Origin of the sequence: Micromonospora sp. NPDC049049 (assembly GCF_040649115.1) — a bacterium.
In the GTDB taxonomy this organism is placed as follows: Bacteria; Actinomycetota; Actinomycetes; order Mycobacteriales; family Micromonosporaceae; genus Micromonospora.
This window is the reverse complement of the sequence record NZ_JBEZEX010000009.1, coordinates 67,846-83,909: the sequence shown is the minus strand read 5'-3', so window position 1 is coordinate 83,909 and position 16,064 is coordinate 67,846. Positions and strand designations below refer to the sequence as shown.

Annotated in this window: 15 protein-coding genes; 8 read left to right on the top strand and 7 right to left on the bottom strand. The window is 71.4% G+C overall.

Features of this window, described 5'->3' with window-relative positions:
- The first annotated feature begins 31 nt into the window (after nucleotides 1-31).
- The 3 genes from AB0B68_RS12065 (at nucleotide 32) to AB0B68_RS12055 (ending at nucleotide 2,348) form a co-directional block, all read left to right on the top strand.
- Nucleotides 32-1,060: a 6-phosphofructokinase gene (locus tag AB0B68_RS12065; RefSeq protein WP_091408060.1), complete on the top strand. Its 1,029-nt coding sequence runs from the start codon at nucleotides 32-34 to the stop codon at nucleotides 1,058-1,060.
- Nucleotides 1,061-1,132: 72 nt separating this feature from the next.
- The gene (gene proC, locus AB0B68_RS12060) at nucleotides 1,133-1,951 is read left to right on the top strand and encodes a pyrroline-5-carboxylate reductase (RefSeq protein WP_357199706.1); all 819 of its coding nucleotides are present in this window, start codon (nucleotides 1,133-1,135) and stop codon (nucleotides 1,949-1,951) included.
- A 46-nt stretch (nucleotides 1,952-1,997) separates the two neighbouring features.
- Nucleotides 1,998-2,348 (top strand): DUF2203 domain-containing protein, encoded by a 351-nt coding sequence (locus tag AB0B68_RS12055; RefSeq protein ID WP_357199709.1) that lies wholly within the window; start codon nucleotides 1,998-2,000, stop codon nucleotides 2,346-2,348.
- A 109-nt stretch (nucleotides 2,349-2,457) separates the two neighbouring features.
- Here AB0B68_RS12055 and AB0B68_RS12050 read toward each other — a convergent pair whose 3' ends face one another.
- The 3 genes from AB0B68_RS12050 to AB0B68_RS12040 all read right to left on the bottom strand — a co-directional run bounded on the left by AB0B68_RS12050 (nucleotide 2,458) and on the right by AB0B68_RS12040 (nucleotide 4,791).
- The gene (locus AB0B68_RS12050) at nucleotides 2,458-3,135 is read right to left on the bottom strand and encodes a class F sortase (protein WP_357199712.1); all 678 of its coding nucleotides are present in this window, start codon (nucleotides 3,133-3,135) and stop codon (nucleotides 2,458-2,460) included.
- Entirely contained in the window at nucleotides 3,132-3,995 is an 864-nt protein-coding gene (locus AB0B68_RS12045) for a DUF4397 domain-containing protein (RefSeq protein WP_357259650.1), read from the bottom strand. Before AB0B68_RS12045 ends, AB0B68_RS12050 begins: the two co-directional genes overlap by 4 nt.
- Before the next feature lie 124 nt (nucleotides 3,996-4,119).
- Nucleotides 4,120-4,791 carry a methyltransferase domain-containing protein gene (locus AB0B68_RS12040; RefSeq protein WP_357259647.1) on the bottom strand — a complete coding sequence of 224 codons (672 nt, stop codon included), beginning with the start codon at nucleotides 4,789-4,791 and terminating at the stop codon, nucleotides 4,120-4,122.
- Between the two features lie 152 nt (nucleotides 4,792-4,943).
- Here AB0B68_RS12040 and AB0B68_RS12035 point away from each other — a divergent pair, with 152 nt between their 5' ends.
- Nucleotides 4,944-6,545 carry a glycosyltransferase 87 family protein gene (locus tag AB0B68_RS12035; protein ID WP_357199721.1) on the top strand — a complete coding sequence of 534 codons (1,602 nt, stop codon included), beginning with the start codon at nucleotides 4,944-4,946 and terminating at the stop codon, nucleotides 6,543-6,545.
- Between the two features lie 32 nt (nucleotides 6,546-6,577).
- Here AB0B68_RS12035 and AB0B68_RS12030 read toward each other — a convergent pair whose 3' ends face one another.
- Nucleotides 6,578-7,252 carry an NADPH-dependent F420 reductase gene (locus AB0B68_RS12030; RefSeq protein ID WP_357199724.1) on the bottom strand — a complete coding sequence of 225 codons (675 nt, stop codon included), beginning with the start codon at nucleotides 7,250-7,252 and terminating at the stop codon, nucleotides 6,578-6,580.
- A 228-nt stretch (nucleotides 7,253-7,480) separates the two neighbouring features.
- Entirely contained in the window at nucleotides 7,481-7,972 is a 492-nt protein-coding gene (locus tag AB0B68_RS12025) for a glutathione peroxidase (RefSeq protein WP_357199727.1), read from the bottom strand.
- 167 nt (nucleotides 7,973-8,139) lie between these two features.
- Here AB0B68_RS12025 and AB0B68_RS12020 point away from each other — a divergent pair, with 167 nt between their 5' ends.
- The 4 genes from AB0B68_RS12020 (at nucleotide 8,140) to AB0B68_RS12005 (ending at nucleotide 13,084) form a co-directional block, all read left to right on the top strand.
- Complete coding sequence (locus AB0B68_RS12020; RefSeq protein ID WP_357199730.1) at nucleotides 8,140-9,765, top strand: glycosyl hydrolase family 18 protein; 1,626 nt, start codon at nucleotides 8,140-8,142, stop codon at nucleotides 9,763-9,765.
- A gap of 183 nt (nucleotides 9,766-9,948) precedes the next feature.
- The gene (locus tag AB0B68_RS12015; protein WP_357259644.1) at nucleotides 9,949-10,461 is read left to right on the top strand and encodes a hypothetical protein; all 513 of its coding nucleotides are present in this window, start codon (nucleotides 9,949-9,951) and stop codon (nucleotides 10,459-10,461) included.
- A gap of 87 nt (nucleotides 10,462-10,548) precedes the next feature.
- On the top strand, nucleotides 10,549-11,955 hold the full coding sequence (locus AB0B68_RS12010) for a class II 3-deoxy-7-phosphoheptulonate synthase (protein WP_091407607.1): 1,407 nt from the start codon (nucleotides 10,549-10,551) through the stop codon (nucleotides 11,953-11,955).
- Nucleotides 11,956-12,043: 88 nt separating this feature from the next.
- Nucleotides 12,044-13,084, top strand: coding sequence for a GntG family PLP-dependent aldolase (locus AB0B68_RS12005; protein WP_357205695.1), 1,041 nt, complete (start codon nucleotides 12,044-12,046; stop codon nucleotides 13,082-13,084).
- A 105-nt stretch (nucleotides 13,085-13,189) separates the two neighbouring features.
- Here AB0B68_RS12005 and AB0B68_RS12000 read toward each other — a convergent pair whose 3' ends face one another.
- Both AB0B68_RS12000 and pknB read right to left on the bottom strand, forming a co-directional pair.
- On the bottom strand, nucleotides 13,190-14,059 hold the full coding sequence (locus AB0B68_RS12000) for a deoxyribonuclease IV (protein WP_357205686.1): 870 nt from the start codon (nucleotides 14,057-14,059) through the stop codon (nucleotides 13,190-13,192).
- Entirely contained in the window at nucleotides 14,059-16,047 is a 1,989-nt protein-coding gene (gene pknB / locus AB0B68_RS11995; RefSeq protein ID WP_357205683.1) for a Stk1 family PASTA domain-containing Ser/Thr kinase, read from the bottom strand. The genes AB0B68_RS12000 and pknB overlap by 1 nt, the downstream gene beginning before the upstream one ends.
- Between the last annotated feature and the right edge of the window lie 17 nt (nucleotides 16,048-16,064).

The window sequence follows — 16,064 nt, the reverse complement described above, 5'->3', positions numbered from 1 at the left end:
TTACCTGATGCTCCAGGAGGATGAGCGGATCATGCGTATCGGCGTGCTCACCGGCGGCGGCGACTGCCCCGGTCTCAACGCGGTCATCCGGGCGGTGGTCCGCAAGGGCGTCGCCACTTACGGTCACGAGTTCGTGGGCTTCCGGGACGGCTGGAAGGGCCCACTCGAGGGTCTGTCCCGCCCCTTGGACATCGCCGACGTTCGCGGCATTCTGCCCCGCGGCGGCACCATCCTCGGCTCGTCCCGGACCAACCCGTTCAAGATCGAGAACGGCGTCGAGCGGATCAAGGACAACCTCGCCGCCCAGGGCGTGGACGCGCTGATCGCGATCGGCGGCGAGGACACCCTCGGCGTGGCCACCAAGCTCTACGAGCTGGGCGTGCACGTCGTCGGCGTGCCGAAGACGATCGACAACGACCTGGGCGCCACCGACTACACCTTCGGCTTCGACACCGCGGTCAACATCGCGATGGAGGCCATCGACCGGCTGCACACCACTGCGGAGAGCCACCACCGCACCCTGGTCGTCGAGGTGATGGGCCGGCACGCCGGCTGGATCGCCCTGCACGCCGGCCTGGCCGGTGGCGCCAACGTGATCCTGCTGCCCGAGCGTCAGTTCGACGTCGACCAGGTGGCCGGCTACGTGGAGAAGCGCTTCCAGCACCAGTACGCCCCGATCGTCGTGGTCGCCGAGGGCGCCCAGCCGCTCGACGGCCAGATGGTGCTCGCCAACCAGGAGCTCGACTCGTTCGGCCACGTCCGCCTCGGCGGCATCGGCCAGTGGCTCGCCGAGCAGTTGGAGGCCAAGACCGGCAAGGAGGCCCGCACCGTGGTGCTGGGCCACATCCAGCGCGGTGGCACCCCGACCGCCTTCGACCGGGTGCTCGCCACCCGCCTGGGCCTGCAGGCCATCGACGCCGTCAACGACGGCGACTGGGGCAAGATGGTCGCGATGCAGAGCACCGACATCGTCCGGGTGCCCCTCGCCGAGGCCACCCGCGAGCTGAAGACCGTGCCGCTGGAGCGGTACGCCGAGGCTGAGGTCTTCTTCGGCAGCTGATCGATCGTCGGCGGCGCGGCGGGCCTGCGGGTCCGCCGCGCCGCGACCCAATGCGAGGGGGTACGGGCCGACATGCCAGCCGGAGTGCACACGGTCGCGGTGATCGGCGCGGGCAAGATCGGTGAGCTGATGCTCTCCGGGCTGCTGCGTTCGGGATGGCCTGTGGACCGGCTGCTGGCCACCGCCCGCCGACCCGCTCGCGCGGAGGAGTTGACCGCCCGGTACGGCGTACGGGTGGTCGACAACCTGACCGCGGTGGACGAGGCCGCTGTGCTCGCGGTCTCGGTCAAGCCGCAGGACGCCGCCGCGCTCCTCGACGAGATCGGCCCCAAGGTGCCGGCCGACAAGCTCGTCATCTCGCTCTGCGCCGGTCTGCCCACCAGCTTCTTCAGCCGCCGGTTGCCCGAGGGCACCCCGGTGGTGCGGGTGATGACCAACACCCCGGCGCTGGTGGACGAGGCGATGACCGCGATCTCGGCCGGCGAGCACGCCACCGGGGCGCACCTCACGCTGGCCGAGGAGATGTTCAAGCCGCTCGGCCAGACGATCCGGGTGCCCGAATCACAGCAGGACGCTGTCACCGCGCTCTCCGGCTCCGGCCCGGCCTACTTCTACCTGCTGGTCGAAGCCATGATCGACGCGGGGATCCTGCTCGGGCTGCCCCGTCAGGTGGCGCACGAGTTGATCGTGCAGACCGCGATCGGGTCGGCGGTGATGCTGCGCGACTCCGGCGAGCACCCGGTCAAGCTGCGCGAGGCGGTCACCTCGCCGGCCGGCACCACCATCTCCGCGATTCGTGAGCTGGAGAAGCACGGCGTACGCGCGGCGCTGCTCGCCGCGCTGGAGGCCGCCCGGGACCGCGCCCGCGAGTTGGCCGCACAGGCCGACTGAGCGATCGGGGCGCCTCACGAGGCCGTGCGTGCCGCATACTGGCCCGGTGTTCACACTTGCCCAGGCCCGGCACCTGGTGGCCACCCTGCAGCCGCGCGTCGACGAGTTGATCCGGGTCCGGGCCGACCTGGCCGAGTTGCGCGCCGACCTGGGCGACCACGGCATGAGCGCGCTCGGCGGTCTGGCTGAGGTCAAGGCACTGGAAGCTCGGTTGCACGCCGTCGTTGACGAGCTGCACCAGCACGACATCCAGGTCAAGGGCATCGCCCCGGTGCTGCTCGACTTCCCCGGCGAGCGGGCCGGCCGCGCCGTGCTCTGGTGCTGGCTGGAGGGCGACTCCGACGTGCGCTGGTACCACCGGGCAGAGTGCGGCTTCGCCGGCCGCCGCCCTCTCTGACCCTTCGCGCCTCACCCGCTTGATCCACTCGGGTTCATGGAAATCGCGCTATTCGAGCGCGGCGGACGCCCCGACTTCCGTGAACGCGAGTGGATCAAGGTTGCGCGACTCAGCCTGCCGCGGACGTCGGCAGGACCGGGTCGGGGGCATCGGTCACCGCGAACACCACAACGTTGTCGACGTAGTGGCCCCGCCGCCGGTCGAAGTCGCCCCCGCAGGTGACCAGGCGCAGCTCCGCCCCGGGCGTCGGGCCGTAGACCACCGCTGTCGGAAACTGGTCCTTGCGGGTACGCAGCGACCCGGTCACCCGGAACGGCAACCGCTGCCCAGCTCGCCACACCTCCACCAGGTCGCCGGGTCGTAGCTCGCCGAGCCGGGCGAAGACCGCCGGGCCGCGTCGGGAGTCCAGGTGCCCGGCGAGGACGGCCGGACCGGTGTCGCCCGGGGCCGGGCCGCCGCCGTACCAGCCAGCGGTGTGGAAGTCGGTCGGCGGAATCAGCACGCCGGCGCGGTCCAGACCGAGCACTGTGAGCGGTGAGTCGACGTCGATGCGCGGTACGCGTACCCGCGTGGGTGGACCGTGTGGCGTGGGCGCGGCGGCCACCGACGGGCAGTCGTCGCCGCAGCCGGGGTGCCAGCTCGCCACCGGTGGTGGCGGGCCGGTGGTGGCCAGCCCGACCCCGGTGCCGGCGGCCAGGCAGACCGCCGCGCCGGCCGCGACCAGCGCGGCCAGCGGTGTCCGGCGCTCACGGTGCCGCCGGATCGACGGGTCCGGCCCGGCGCTCACCAGGTGGTGCGCCGCCGCCGACGCCAGAGCAGCAGGGCCACCGCGCCGGCCGCCGCGGCCAGACCGCCGGCCACCAGGGGGTACGCGTCGAGCCCGCCCGCGGCGGTGCCACCGGCGCCGCTGTCCACCCCGCCGGCCGGGACGACGGTGCCGCCCTCGGCGTCGCGGCGCAGCTCGGCGGTGAGCCCGCCCTGTTTCGCGTCGAGCACCAGCAGCGAGTAGACAGCGCCGCCGGTGAGCCGCACCTCGGCGTCGGTGCTCGGCCCGCCGGCACCCGTCAGCTTCAGCCGCCAACTGCCCGGCTCGACCTGCTGGTAGTCGGTCGTGGTGGCGAACTGCACCCCGTCGGCGATCGTCGGACCGTTGGCGGCGGCCACGTCGAGCACCGGGGTCCGCACCGAGGCCTGTACGACCCGCACCTTGGCGCGGCCGTCGGTGGGGGCGCTGAGATCGTCGTTGAGCACCCGCAGGCCGAGGTCGGCGTGCCGCCCGACACCGGCCACGGTGAACGCGTCCCCGCTGGTCACCGCGACCTCGGTGGTGAGCACCGGGGGGTCGCTGGCGGGCGCGCCGGCCTCGCGCATGGCCACCGCGTACCGGCCCGGCGCGAGTTCGAGGTAGTCGGAGACCACGCCGTAACCGACCCCGGGGAAGACCTGCGGCTTCGCCGCGCCCGGCGCGGCAAGGTAGACGTCCACCGCCGGGGTGTCCGGGGACAGGTGCGCGAGCCGGACGTATCCGACGGTGTCCACGCCGGCGTTGGCCGGCACCGGAATGGCGGCGGTGGCGAGGGCGGTGCCGAGCAGGAGCGCGCCGGAGCCGGCCAGCAGCCGGCGGGGCACGGTACGGAGCGTGTACATGTCGCCTCCGGGGGGCACGTTCGGTGAGCGGGCGGCAACCCAGAGAACAGGGTCCCGTGAACAGGACTGTGACGCAAGTTGCCACAGCGATGTTTTGTCGCTGTCGCTGTCGCTGTCGCTGTCGCTACCGATCGCGGATCGCGAGGAGGCCGAACAGGTCGGGGACTCCGCCCGGTCCCGCTTCGACGACCCGGACCAGCCGAAGGCCGGCGTCCACTGTCGCGTTCACCAGGTCGGCGAGGGGGACGTGCCAGGCTCCCACCCGTACCCGCACGCCGGTGACGTTCCAACTGTCGAAGCTGTGCGACCGGTCGGCGTACCGCGCGTCGACGACGACACGCGGATGCTGACTCCAGTCGGCGAACGCGCCCACGAAACACGGGTGCACGCCAACGTGGACGAACCGTCCGCCGGGACGCAGCACCCGGGCGACCTCGCGCAGCACGGCCGGGTAGTCGGGCAGGTCGGTGCTGGCCAGCACACACATCGCGGCCGGCAGCGACGCGTCGGCGACCGGCAGCGCGCCCGCGTCACCCCTGAACACCGGCAGCCGCCCTCGCGCGTGCCGCAACTGCCCGCCGGACAGGTCCACGCCCACCGGTGTCCAACCCAGACCCGTCGGCACCGGAGCGTGCGCGCCGGTACCGCAGCAGATGTCGAGGCAGGGACCTTCGCCCGCGCCGAGCAGGTCCGCCACCGTCGTGTGCACCCGGCACAGGTAGTCGCCGCCGCCGGAGATGAAGCCCTCGTACCAGTCCGCGTGGGCGTCGTACGCCGGTCTGCTCGTCGTCCCCATTCGCCGAGGCTACGAGTCGGCGCCCGCCCGGGAAACCCGTTCTTCCGGAGGCAGAAATGGGGCGTTTGCGTCTGCTCCCGTGTGGCTGTCCGAAGCCCGGCGTCTGCCGTTACCGGGCCCACCGGACCACGGCGGTCGCCTATTCTCGGGCGATGCGGGATCGCCGGGTGGCGCTGGCGTGGGCGGCCTTCGTCGTCGTCGCGCTGGTGTCCTGTGTGCTCGTTCTGCGCCGTCCGGATCGCCTCTCCGACCTGCACATCTACTACGGTGCGCTGTCCGACCTGCGCGCCGGCGAGCCGCTGTACGGGTATGTGGCGGAGAACGGCGGTCCGTTCACCTATCCGCCGTTCGCCGCTCTCGTGCTGTGGCCGATCACCGCCCTCAGCGAGGGCGTACTCCAGGGGATCTGGCTGGTGGCGACGTGCGCGGCGGTCGTCGCCATCGCTGGGTCGGTGGGTGTCGCGCTGACCACCCGACGTTCCCGACGCCCGCTCGTCGTGGCGCTGGCGGCCACGGTGCTGATGCTCTCCGCGCCGGTGCAGAGCAACCTCCGCTTCGGGCAGGTCAGCATCTTCATCGTGTTGATGGCCCTGCTCGACGGGCTGGGCGTCGTCCCACCCCGACTGCGCGGGACGCTGGTCGGGGTGGCCGCGGCTATCAAGCTCACCCCGCTGCTGTTCGTGGTCTACTTCCTGGCCGTCGGGCGCTACCGCGACGCCGGTCGGTCGGTGGCGGCGTTCGTGGCCTGCGCGGGGCTCGCCGCGATCGTGCTGCCCCGGGAGAGCTGGTCCTACTGGACCGAGACCGTGCGACAGACCTCCCGCATCGGCAATCTGTCCTCGTTGGGCAATCAGTCCCTGCACGGGATGTTGCTGCGCGTCGGCGTCGACGAGACGGCGCTGCCTCTGCTCTGGGCCGGCATGGTGGCGCTGATCTGCGTGGTGGCGCTGCTCCGGGCCCGGCAGCTGACGCGGCAGGGCTGCCCCGGGCACGCCGCGGTGCTCGTCGGCTGCGCCACGGTGGCCGCGTCCCCGGTGTCCTGGACCCACCACCAGGTGTGGCCGGTGCTCGCCGCGATGCTGCTGATCGGCGCGTCCGGCGTCACCCAGCGGGTCGCCGGCGCGGCGCTGCTCGCCGCCGTGGTCGTCTCGTTGGGCGCGGTGCTCAGCCCGATCTCGACGCGGCCGGGGGTGCAGTTCCTTTTCGAGAACGCCCGTGCCCTCGGGGTGTGCGTCCTGTGCCTCGTCGGCTTCGGTGGTGTCGCCGTCGCCGCCCAGCGCACGAGCAGACGACCGGCCGCCGGCAGGGCCTGGCTGAGGGTGGGCGTCACGGCAACCGTGGCGGTCGCGTTCTTCGCCGTGCAGCCGCTGCCGGCCGGGGCCGACCCCACCTTCAAGGCGTACAGCCTCGACGATGTCGTCAACCCGCGATACTTCTTCGTCTGCCGTGGTCCGGCCGAATGCGCCGCTTACGCCACCGACGTGCCGGTCACCTTCGGCACCCGTGCCGAGAAGACGAAGGTACGGGTCAACGGCGTGGTATCCCCGCAGGTGACCCGCCTGGAGTACTACTCAGCACCGGGTGGAGCGCCCCGGGCCATTCCGCTGCTCGCCGCGTACCCGGGTCCGCGTACCTTCTCGTTCCGCTCGGCGACGATGGCCCACGGTCGCCTCGTCGCGTACGCCGCGGACGGGCAGCCGATCGCCAGCTACGACGACGAACTCGCCGCCGCCCTCCGCACGACCACCAGGTAGGCGGTCGCGGGCAGGGCGGCGGCTGGCCCTGCTCAGCGGGTGGCGGCGGCCACGGCGGCGCGTACCTTCGCGGCGTCGCCCGGGGCCGGGTGATCCCAGTCGGTCGGGCTCGCGGAGTAGAGCGTGCCGTACGCCGGGGTGTCCGGCTGGTAGCGCCACCCCTCGGCCAGCGGGCCGACGTCCACCGCGTCGTAGCCGATCTGGTCCAGGAAGGCGGTCACTTCGGCCTTCGCGGCGGCGTCGTCACCGGCGATCGCGAGGGCGCTGCGGTCGGCCGCGCCGGTCGGCCGGGAGAGCGCGGCCAGGCCCTTGAAGTAGATGTTGTTGAAGACCTTGACCACTCGGGAGTCCGGCAGGTGTCGCTGGAGCAACTCGCTGCTGGTGGTCTCGCCGGAGTCCAGTTCCGGGAAGGTGCCATCGCGCTGCGGGTAGTAGTTGTTGGTGTCGATGACGACCTTGCCGGCCAGCGGTTCGACGGGCACCGCCCGGTACGCCTTCAGTGGGACGCTGACGACCACCAGGTCGCCCACCTGCGCGGCGTCCTGCGCGGTGCCGGCGCTGGCGTGCTCGCCCAGGGTCTCCACCAGGTCGGTGAGGGTCTCCGGGCCCCGCGAGTTGCTCAGCACCACGTCGTAGCCGGCGTCGACGGCCAGCCGTGCCACGGTGCCGCCGATGTTGCCACTGCCGATCAGTCCCACAGTTGTCATGCTCGTTCCCAACTCCGTCCACCCACGACGCATTCCCGACCAGAATGGTGGGTTATTCTGGTCACCCGCTGCCGGTAGCTGCGCAGCCTGCTCGCGATCGTCGCCGGCCCAGCGGATGCCTGGTCGCGCTGCGGGCCCGCCCGCCCAACGTACCGCTCACGCCGACCGCGAACCGGCTCTCCGAGGACCTGCCACCCTCCGGTGCGGCGTGGAGTCGGGAGGCCCGGCTCAGGGGGTGGGGAGGGTCTTCTCGATGGCTGCGCGCAGGTCGTCGGAGTCGGGCGCGACAGTGGGGGCGAAGCGGGCGGCGACCGAGCCGTCCGGGGCCACCAGGAACTTCTCGAAGTTCCAGCGCACATCGCCGGTGTGCCCGTCGGCGTCCGGGGTGTTCACGAGCGCGGCGTAGAGCGGGTGCCGGTCCGGGCCGTTGACGTCGACCTTCTCGGTCAGCGGGAAGGTGACCCCGTAGTTGACCTGGCAGAAGTCGCTGATCTCGGCGGCGCTGCCCGGCTCCTGCCCGGCGAACTGGTTGCACGGCACGCCGAGTACCACGAGGCCCTGGTCGGCATAGGTGTCGGCGAGCGTCTGGAGGCCGGCGTACTGCGGGGTGAGGCCGCAGCGGGAGGCCACGTTGACGACCAGCATCGCCTTGCCGCGGTGGCGGGCCAGGTCGGCGGGGCCGCCGTTGAGGGCGTCGATCGGGATGTCGAAGACGGTCATGGGCCGAGGTTACGCGTCGGCCGCGCGTCGACCAGGGGTGGGCGCAGCGTACGCACTCCGTGCACCAGGAGAAATCGAAACATGCGCATCTTGACGAACTGATGACGGCGTGAGTACCGTCTCACCATCTCTTTTGGAAAGTTTCCTAACAGTTCGGGAGACGCCGCATGAAAAGATCGCTCCGCCGGGCCCTCTGGGCCGGTGCCGTGGTCGCCGTGACCGTCGCAGCGGTGCCGGTGACCACCGCGTTCGGCGCCGGCACGGTCACCACCACCTTCACCAAGGCGCAGGACTGGGGGACCGGTCACGAGACGAGGGTGACAGTCACCAACGGCTCCAGCGCCACTGTCACCACCTGGCGCATCGAGTTCGACCTACCGTCGGGCACCACCATCAGCAGCGCCTGGGACGCCGACGTCACCAGCAGCGGCAACCACTACGTCGCGGTCAAGAAGAGCTGGGCCGGCGGCATCGCCCCCGGCGCCTCGTTCAGCTGGGGTTACAACGGCACCGGGGCCTTCAAGGCACCGCTGAACTGCACCATCAACGGTGCCGCGTGCGGCGGCGGAACGACCCCGCCGACCACGACTCCGCCGACCACCACCCCGCCGACCACGACGCCCCCCACAACGCCTCCACCCACCACGCCGCCGCCGACCACTCCGCCGCCGAACACCGGCGGCAAGAAGGTCGTCGGCTACTTCGCCGAGTGGGGCGTCTACGGGCGCAACTACCACGTCAAGAACATCCAGACCAGCGGCTCCGCCGCCAAGCTGACCCACATCCTGTATGCCTTCGGCAACACCACCGGTGGTCGCTGCTCCATCGGCGACAGCTACGCCGACTACGAGAAGGCGTACACGGCGGCGGACAGCGTGGACGGCGTCGCCGACACGTGGGACCAGCCGCTGCGCGGCAGCTTCAACCAGCTGCGCAAGCTCAAGCAGCTCAACCCGCACCTCAAGGTGATCTGGTCGTTCGGTGGCTGGACCTGGTCCGGCGGCTTCACCCAGGCCGCGCAGAACCCGGCCGCGTTCGCCGAGAGCTGCTACAACCTGGTCGAGGACCCGCGCTGGGCGGACGTCTTCGACGGCATCGACGTCGACTGGGAGTACCCGAACGCCTGCGGTCTGACCTGTGACACCAGCGGCCCGAACGCGTTCAAGAACGTGATCAGCGCGCTGCGGTCGAAGTTCGGGTCCAGCGCTCTGGTCACCGCCGCCATCACCGCGGACGGCAGCAACGGCGGCAAGATCGACGCCACCGACTACGCCGGCGCCATCGGTAACCTCAACTGGCTGATGCCGATGACGTATGACTACTTCGGCGCCTTCGCGGCCCAGGGTCCGACGGCACCGCACTCGCCGCTCACCTCGTACACCGGCATCCCGCAGCAGGGCTTCAACTCCGACGCGGCGATCCAGAAGCTCAAGAGCAAGGGCGTCCCGGCCAACAAGCTGCTGCTCGGCATCGGCTTCTACGGCCGGGGCTGGACCGGTGTCACCCAGGCCGCTCCGGGTGGCAGCGCCACCGGCGCGGCGCCGGGCACCTACGAGGCCGGCATCGAGGACTACAAGGTCCTGAAGAACACGTGCCCGGCCACCGGCACGATCGCCGGGACCGCGTACGCCAAGTGCGGCAGCAACTGGTGGAGCTACGACACCCCGTCGACCATCAACGGCAAGATGACGTACGCGAACAACCAGGGCCTCGGTGGCGCGTTCTTCTGGGAGCTCTCCGGTGACACGAGCAACGGCGAGCTCATCGGCGCCATCAAGGGCGGTCTCGGCTGAGCCGAGGGCCGACGCACCACCCACACGGCGGGAAGGGACCCGCACCGTCCCTTCCCGCCCGTGACACAGCGGCCCGGCCGACGCCCAGCGCGTCGACCGGGCCGCCGCCGTTGGGCTCGTACAGCCGGATGTGGCAGACTCGCGGCTCGGCACGTCTCGATCTCACCGCCGACGGAGGTGATCATGCGACCGATACACAGCAGGCTGGCGGCGACCGCCGCCGGGCTGATGCTGCTGCCGGTTGCCCTGGTCGGCTGCGGGATCGGCGACAAGGACGAGGAGAAATCGGCCCCCAAGCCGGCCCGGGCCCCCGCCGAGGAGGCCGCCACCCGCTCCCGTGAGCGCGTGCAGGCGTACCTCGACGCCATGACGGCCAAGGACGTCGCCGCCGGCCGCAGCCAGCTCTGTGCTCTGCTGCACGACGGCTTCGACCGTGGTGCCACCGGCCCCAACGGTGACTTCGCCGACCACTTCCAGGTGCCGGAGGCGGCCATTACGGACATCCGGTCCGGTCCGCTCGGGCAGGAGGTCCGCGTCTCGGTCTCGGTCGCGGTCGGCAAGCGCACAGTCGTCCGGCCGTTGGTCTTCACCGTCACCCGCGACGGCAGCGACTGGTGCATCGCCGGGGAGACGCCGGACAAAACGACGGTCGCCAGCCCGACGCCGACCGGTGTGGTCCCCTCGCCCGCGTCCTGACCAGCGCCCGGCAGATTGATCTCCCATCTGCCGGAACCGTCCCCCTCGCCGCCCGGCCACCCCGACCGTCGCCGTACGCTTTCTGTCATGCGCCATGAGTGGCATCAGCTGAGCCATCCCGCGGTGGGCAGCCCGGGCCTGCAGACCAGCCGACCGACTATCGATTCCGCCGAGGACGCCGCGCTCGGTCTGGACCGATGGCGGGAACTGCCCCGCGAGCAGGTCCCGCCGTGGTCCGACCCGGCCGCCGTGGCCGCGGTCTGCAAGGTCCTCGACACAGTGCCGTCGGTCGTCGCGCCCTACGAGGTGGACCAGCTCCGGCAGAAGCTCGCCCTGGTCTGCGAGGGCAAGGCGTTCCTGTTGCAGGGTGGTGACTGCGCCGAGACGTTCGTGGACAACACCGAGAGCCACCTGCTGGCCAACGCCCGCACCCTGCTCCAGATGGCGATCGTGCTCACCTACGGCGCGTCGCTGCCGGTGGTCAAGGTCGCGCGGGTCGCCGGGCAGTACACGAAGCCCCGCTCGCTGCCGACCGACGCCCGCGGCCTGCCCGCGTACCGCGGCGACATGATCAACTCGCTGGAGGCCGACCCGGCCGCCCGGGTCGCCGACCCGCAGCGCATGATCCGCGCGTACGCGAACTCGGCGGCGGCGATGAACATGCTCCGGGCGTACCTCGCCGGCGGGCTCGCCGACCTGCACGCCGTGCACGACTGGAACAAGGGCTTCGTGAAGAACTCCCCGGCGGGGGAGCGTTACGAGGCGATCGCCCGGGAGATCGACCGGGCGCTGGCCTTCATCCGGGCCTGCGGCATGACCGACGACGAGGCGCTGCGCACCGTCACGCTCTACTGCTCACACGAGGCCCTGGCCCTGGAGTACGACCGGGCGCTCACCCGGGTCTCCGACCGTCGGGCGTACGGGCTCTCCGGGCACTTTCTGTGGATCGGCGAGCGCACCCGGCAGATCAGCGGCGCGCACATCGACTTCATCTCCCGGATCGCCAACCCGATCGGGGTCAAGCTCGGCCCGACCACCTCCCCGGACGAGGCGATCGAGTTGTGCGAGAAGCTCAACCCGGACAACATCCCCGGTCGACTCACCCTGATCAGTCGGATGGGCAACCACCGGGTACGCGACGCGCTGCCGCCGATCGTCGCCAAGGTCACCGCCGCCGGGGCCAAGGTGGTCTGGCAGTGCGACCCGATGCACGGCAACACGCACGAGTCGTCCAACGGCTACAAGACCCGGCACTTCGACCGCATCGTCGACGAGGTGCTCGGCTACTTCGAGGTGCACCGTGGGCTGGACACCCACCCCGGCGGCCTGCACGTCGAGTTGACCGGCGAGGACGTCACCGAGTGCCTCGGCGGCGCCCAGGGGATCGAGGATCTCGACCTGCCCGACCGGTACGAGACCGCCTGCGACCCCCGACTGAACACCCAGCAGTCGTTGGAGTTGGCCTTCCTCGTAGCGGAAATGCTGCGTGGCTGAGCTTGCGGGCCCGCAGTCGGCAGTCGGAGGATGACCATGGCTGACGCGAGGAGTGAGCTTGCGAGCCGGCAGTCGGCAGTTGAAAGGGATGACAGTGCCTGATCTTTTCGTGGACCTGCGGTCCGACACGGTGACCCGACCCACCGCCGGGATGCGGGAGGCGATGGCCGCCGCTGAGGTCGGTGACGACGTCTACGGCGAGGACCCGAGCGTCAACGCGCTGGAGGCCGAGGTCGCCGCGTTGTTCGGGCACGAGGCGGCGCTGTTCGCCCCGAGTGGCTCGATGGCGAACCAGATCGCCCTGCAACTGCTGGTCCCGCCCGGCGACGAGTTGCTCTGTGACGCCGACGCGCACGTGGTCACGTACGAGATCGGCGCCGCGGCCGCGTACGGCGGGATCTCCTCGCGGACCTGGCCCTCGGTGGGCGCGGACATCGACCCGGAGGTGGTGGCCGGGATGATCCGGCCGGACGGTTACTTCGCCGTCCCCACCCGGGCGATCGCCGTCGAGCAGACCCACAATCGCGGCGGCGGCGGGGTGATTCCGCTGGCGACCCTGCGGGATCTGCGCGGGGTGGCTGACGAGGCGGGCGTCGCGCTGCACTGTGACGGCGCCCGGATCTGGCACGCGCACGTCGCCGACCGGGTGCCACTGATCGAGTACGGCCGGCTCTTCGACACGCTGTCGGTGTGCCTCTCCAAGGGTCTCGGCGCGCCGGTCGGTTCGCTGCTGGTGGGCAGCGCGGACAAGATCGAACGTGGCCGGCTGATCCGTAAGCGGATGGGCGGGGGCATGCGCCAGGCCGGCATTCTCGCCGCCGCCGGTCGCTACGCGCTCGCGCAGCACATCGACCGGTTGGCCGACGATCACGCGAAGGCTGCTCGGCTCGCCGAGGCGGTGGCGCCGTTCGGTGTGCTGGCTACCACTGTCCGTACCAACCTGGTCGCGCTGGACCTCACCAAGCACACCCTGGACGCTCGGGCCCTGGCCGCCGCGGCGCGGGCCGAGGGCGTACTGATCTCCGTGCTCGGCCCTCGTACCGCCCGCCTGGTCACCCACCTGGGCCTCAGCGACGCGGACATCGACCGCGCCCTGGCAGCCCTACCCCGCATCCTCGCCGCCGCCTAAAACCCCACCCCACCCACCTCGGCCCCCGTTCACCTCGGTGATCAAGAGGTTGGCGTCAGATTCCGACCTCGGGCTGACGCAAACCTCTTGATCAACAAGGGTGGGTCAGGGGTGGGACAGGCGGGTGAGGGTGGCGATGTCGGCGGCGTGGCCCACATGCTTCTCGCTGGGGGTTTCCACGACGATCGGGACGCCAGCGGTCGCCGGGTGCGCCATCAGCTCGGCGAAGGCGGGCTCGCCGATGCTGCCCTTGCCGATGTTCTCGTGCCGATCCCGGGTGGAGCCGCACAGATCCTTCGAGTCGTTGGCGTGAATCAGCCGCAGCCGGTCCGCGCCGACAGTGGCCACCAGGGTGTCCAGGGTCGCCGTCATGCCGCCCTCGGCCGCCAGGTCGTGGCCGGCCGCCCAGGCGTGGCAGGTGTCGAAGCAGACCCCGAGCATGGGGTGCCCGTCCACCGCGTCCAGGTAAGGCCCGAGCTGCTCCACCCGGGAAGCCAGTGAGCGGCCACCGCCGGCGCTCGGCTCGACCAGCAACATCGGCCCGCCGGCGTCGGCAGCCCAGTCGAGCAGCGGCAGCAGCACCTCGCGGACCTGTCCCATCGCCGCCTCGGCGTGCCCCTCGTCCACCGAACTGCCCGCGTGGAACACCACCCCGCGCGCACCGATCGCCACGCCCCGACGAAGCGCGTGCGCCAGCGTCTGGCCCGACTTCTCGACAGTGGCAGGGGTGGGCGAGCCGAGGTTGACCAGCAGAGCGGCGTGGATGAACGCGGGAATGCCCCGCTCGGCGCAACCGTCGCGGAACAGCGCGTCCTGCACCGGGTCGCCGTCGGGCAGTGCCCAGCCTCGCGAGTTGGAGACGTAGACCTGCACCACCTGCGCGCCGGTCGCGTCGGCGTACGGCAGGGCAGCCTTCGCCAGCCCACCCGAGGTCGGAGTGTGCGTGCCCACCGGCCGCACGGAGATCGTCGGCATCAGAAGCACGTCAGGGTGACCGGGGTGCCGGGCGCCACCTGCGAATTCTCGCCCGGGATCTGGATCCGGACCACGGCGTTCGGGTTGATCGCCATCGTCACCGGGAAGCCCTGGCCCTCCAACGCCTGCTTGGCCTGCTGGCACGGCAGGTCGATCACCCGCGGCATGGCGAGCAGCGGTGGCCCCTTGCTGACGTCCAGCTTGACCTCGGTGCCCTTCTCCACACCGGCGCCATCGGCCGGGCTCTGGCCGAGGATCTCGTCCCTCGGCTTGTCGGATTCCTTGTAGGTCTCCTTCAGCACCAGGTTGAGCTGGGCCAGGGTCGTCCGGGCGTCGGTCAGGCTCTTGCCGACCAGGTTCGGCACCGTCACCGGCGCCCTGCCCCGACTCAGAATGAGGGTGACCTTCGCACCGGGTTTGACCTCGGTGCCGACCTTCGGGGAGCTGTCCACCACGACCCCGGCCGGCAGGCTGTCGTCGTAGCGGGGGGTGCCCTTGGCCACCACCAGCTTCACGTTGACCAGGTCCGCCTCGGCGAGCTCGAACTCCTTGCCGATCACGTCCGGTACGGGGAAACGCTCCGGACCGAGGGAGAGGGTCAGGGTGATCGTGCCACCCTTGAGGATCTCGGCGGCGGAGGCCGGGTTCTGCTCCAGCACGCTGTCCTTCGGGGCCTTCTCGTCGAAGCGCGGCTCAGCGTACGCGACGAGAAGCCCGGCGCGGTCGGCCCGCGCCTGCGCATCGGCCTTGCTCAGGCTCACCAACTGCGGAGCGTCCGTGTAGCGGCCGACACCGAACCACCAACCCCCGAGCGCGGCCACCAGGCCCAGCGTCACGACCACGGCCGCGACGGCCAGCCGGCCACGAGGGCTGCTCAGCAGCGTGCTGCGCAGCGCGGCGAGCCGGGCGCCCAGGCCCTCCGCCGGCTCCGGGGCAGCCCGGCGCCGCCCCGGCCCCTGGCTGCTGGCGCCCTCGGGCAGGCGTGCCCAGGACGGGCGGTTGGGCGGCTGGAGCGTCGCGACCATCATGGTCGGCTGAGAGAGTGACGGTGCGTCACTGACCGGGCTGAGTACCGCGGTGTGGCTGTTGGCGTCGCCCAGACGATCCCGGGCCACCTGCACCTCGGTCAACAACGCGCCGGCGTCCGCGGGCCGTGCTCCCGGGTCGCGGCGGGTGGCCCGCTGCACCAGGTCGTCGAGGACCGACGGCAGGCCCGGCACCAACGTCGAGGGCGCCGGCACGTCCCGGTCGACGTGCTGCCAGGCGACGTCCACCGGGCGGTCCCCGTCGTACGGCACCCGACCGGTGAGCATCTCGAAGAGCACGATGCCGGCCGAGTAGACGTCGGTGCGCGGATCGGCGCGGCCCTCGGTGACCAGCTCCGGGGCGACGTACGCCACGGTGGCCATCAGCTGGTTGCCCTGCTCCTCGTCGGCGCTCGCCTCGACCGCCCGGGCCAGCCCGAAGTCGGCCACCTTCACGACGCTGTCGACCAGGTTGGCGACGCCACCGGTAGGCGCCTCCGCGACCAGCACGTTCTCCGGCTTGACGTCGCGGTGCACGAGACCGGCCCGGTGCGCGGCGGCGATCGCGGCGAGCATCTGCTCGGCGATGGCCAGCGCCTCGTCCGGGTTGAGCCGGCGTCGCTCGGCCAGCACGTCCCGCAGCGTGCGGCCACGGACGTACTCCATGACCAGGTACGGGAGGCCGGCGTGCGTGCCCTGGTCGTAGACCGCCACCACGTTTGGGTGGGTCAGCCGGGCGATGGTCTTCGCCTCGTCGGTGAACCGGGCCACGAAGTTGGCGATCCGGGCCCGTGCCTCGCTCGCCTGGGTCGGGTGAATGATCTTGACAGCGACGGTGCGCTCTAGGCGTTCGTCGGTGGCGGTGTACACGGTCGCCATGCCACCACGGGCCACGCGACCGCGAATGCGGTAGCGCCCGTCGATCAGCGAGCCCAGCAACGTGTCGGCGACCTGAGTGTCCATCGGCAGGCAGTCTATGT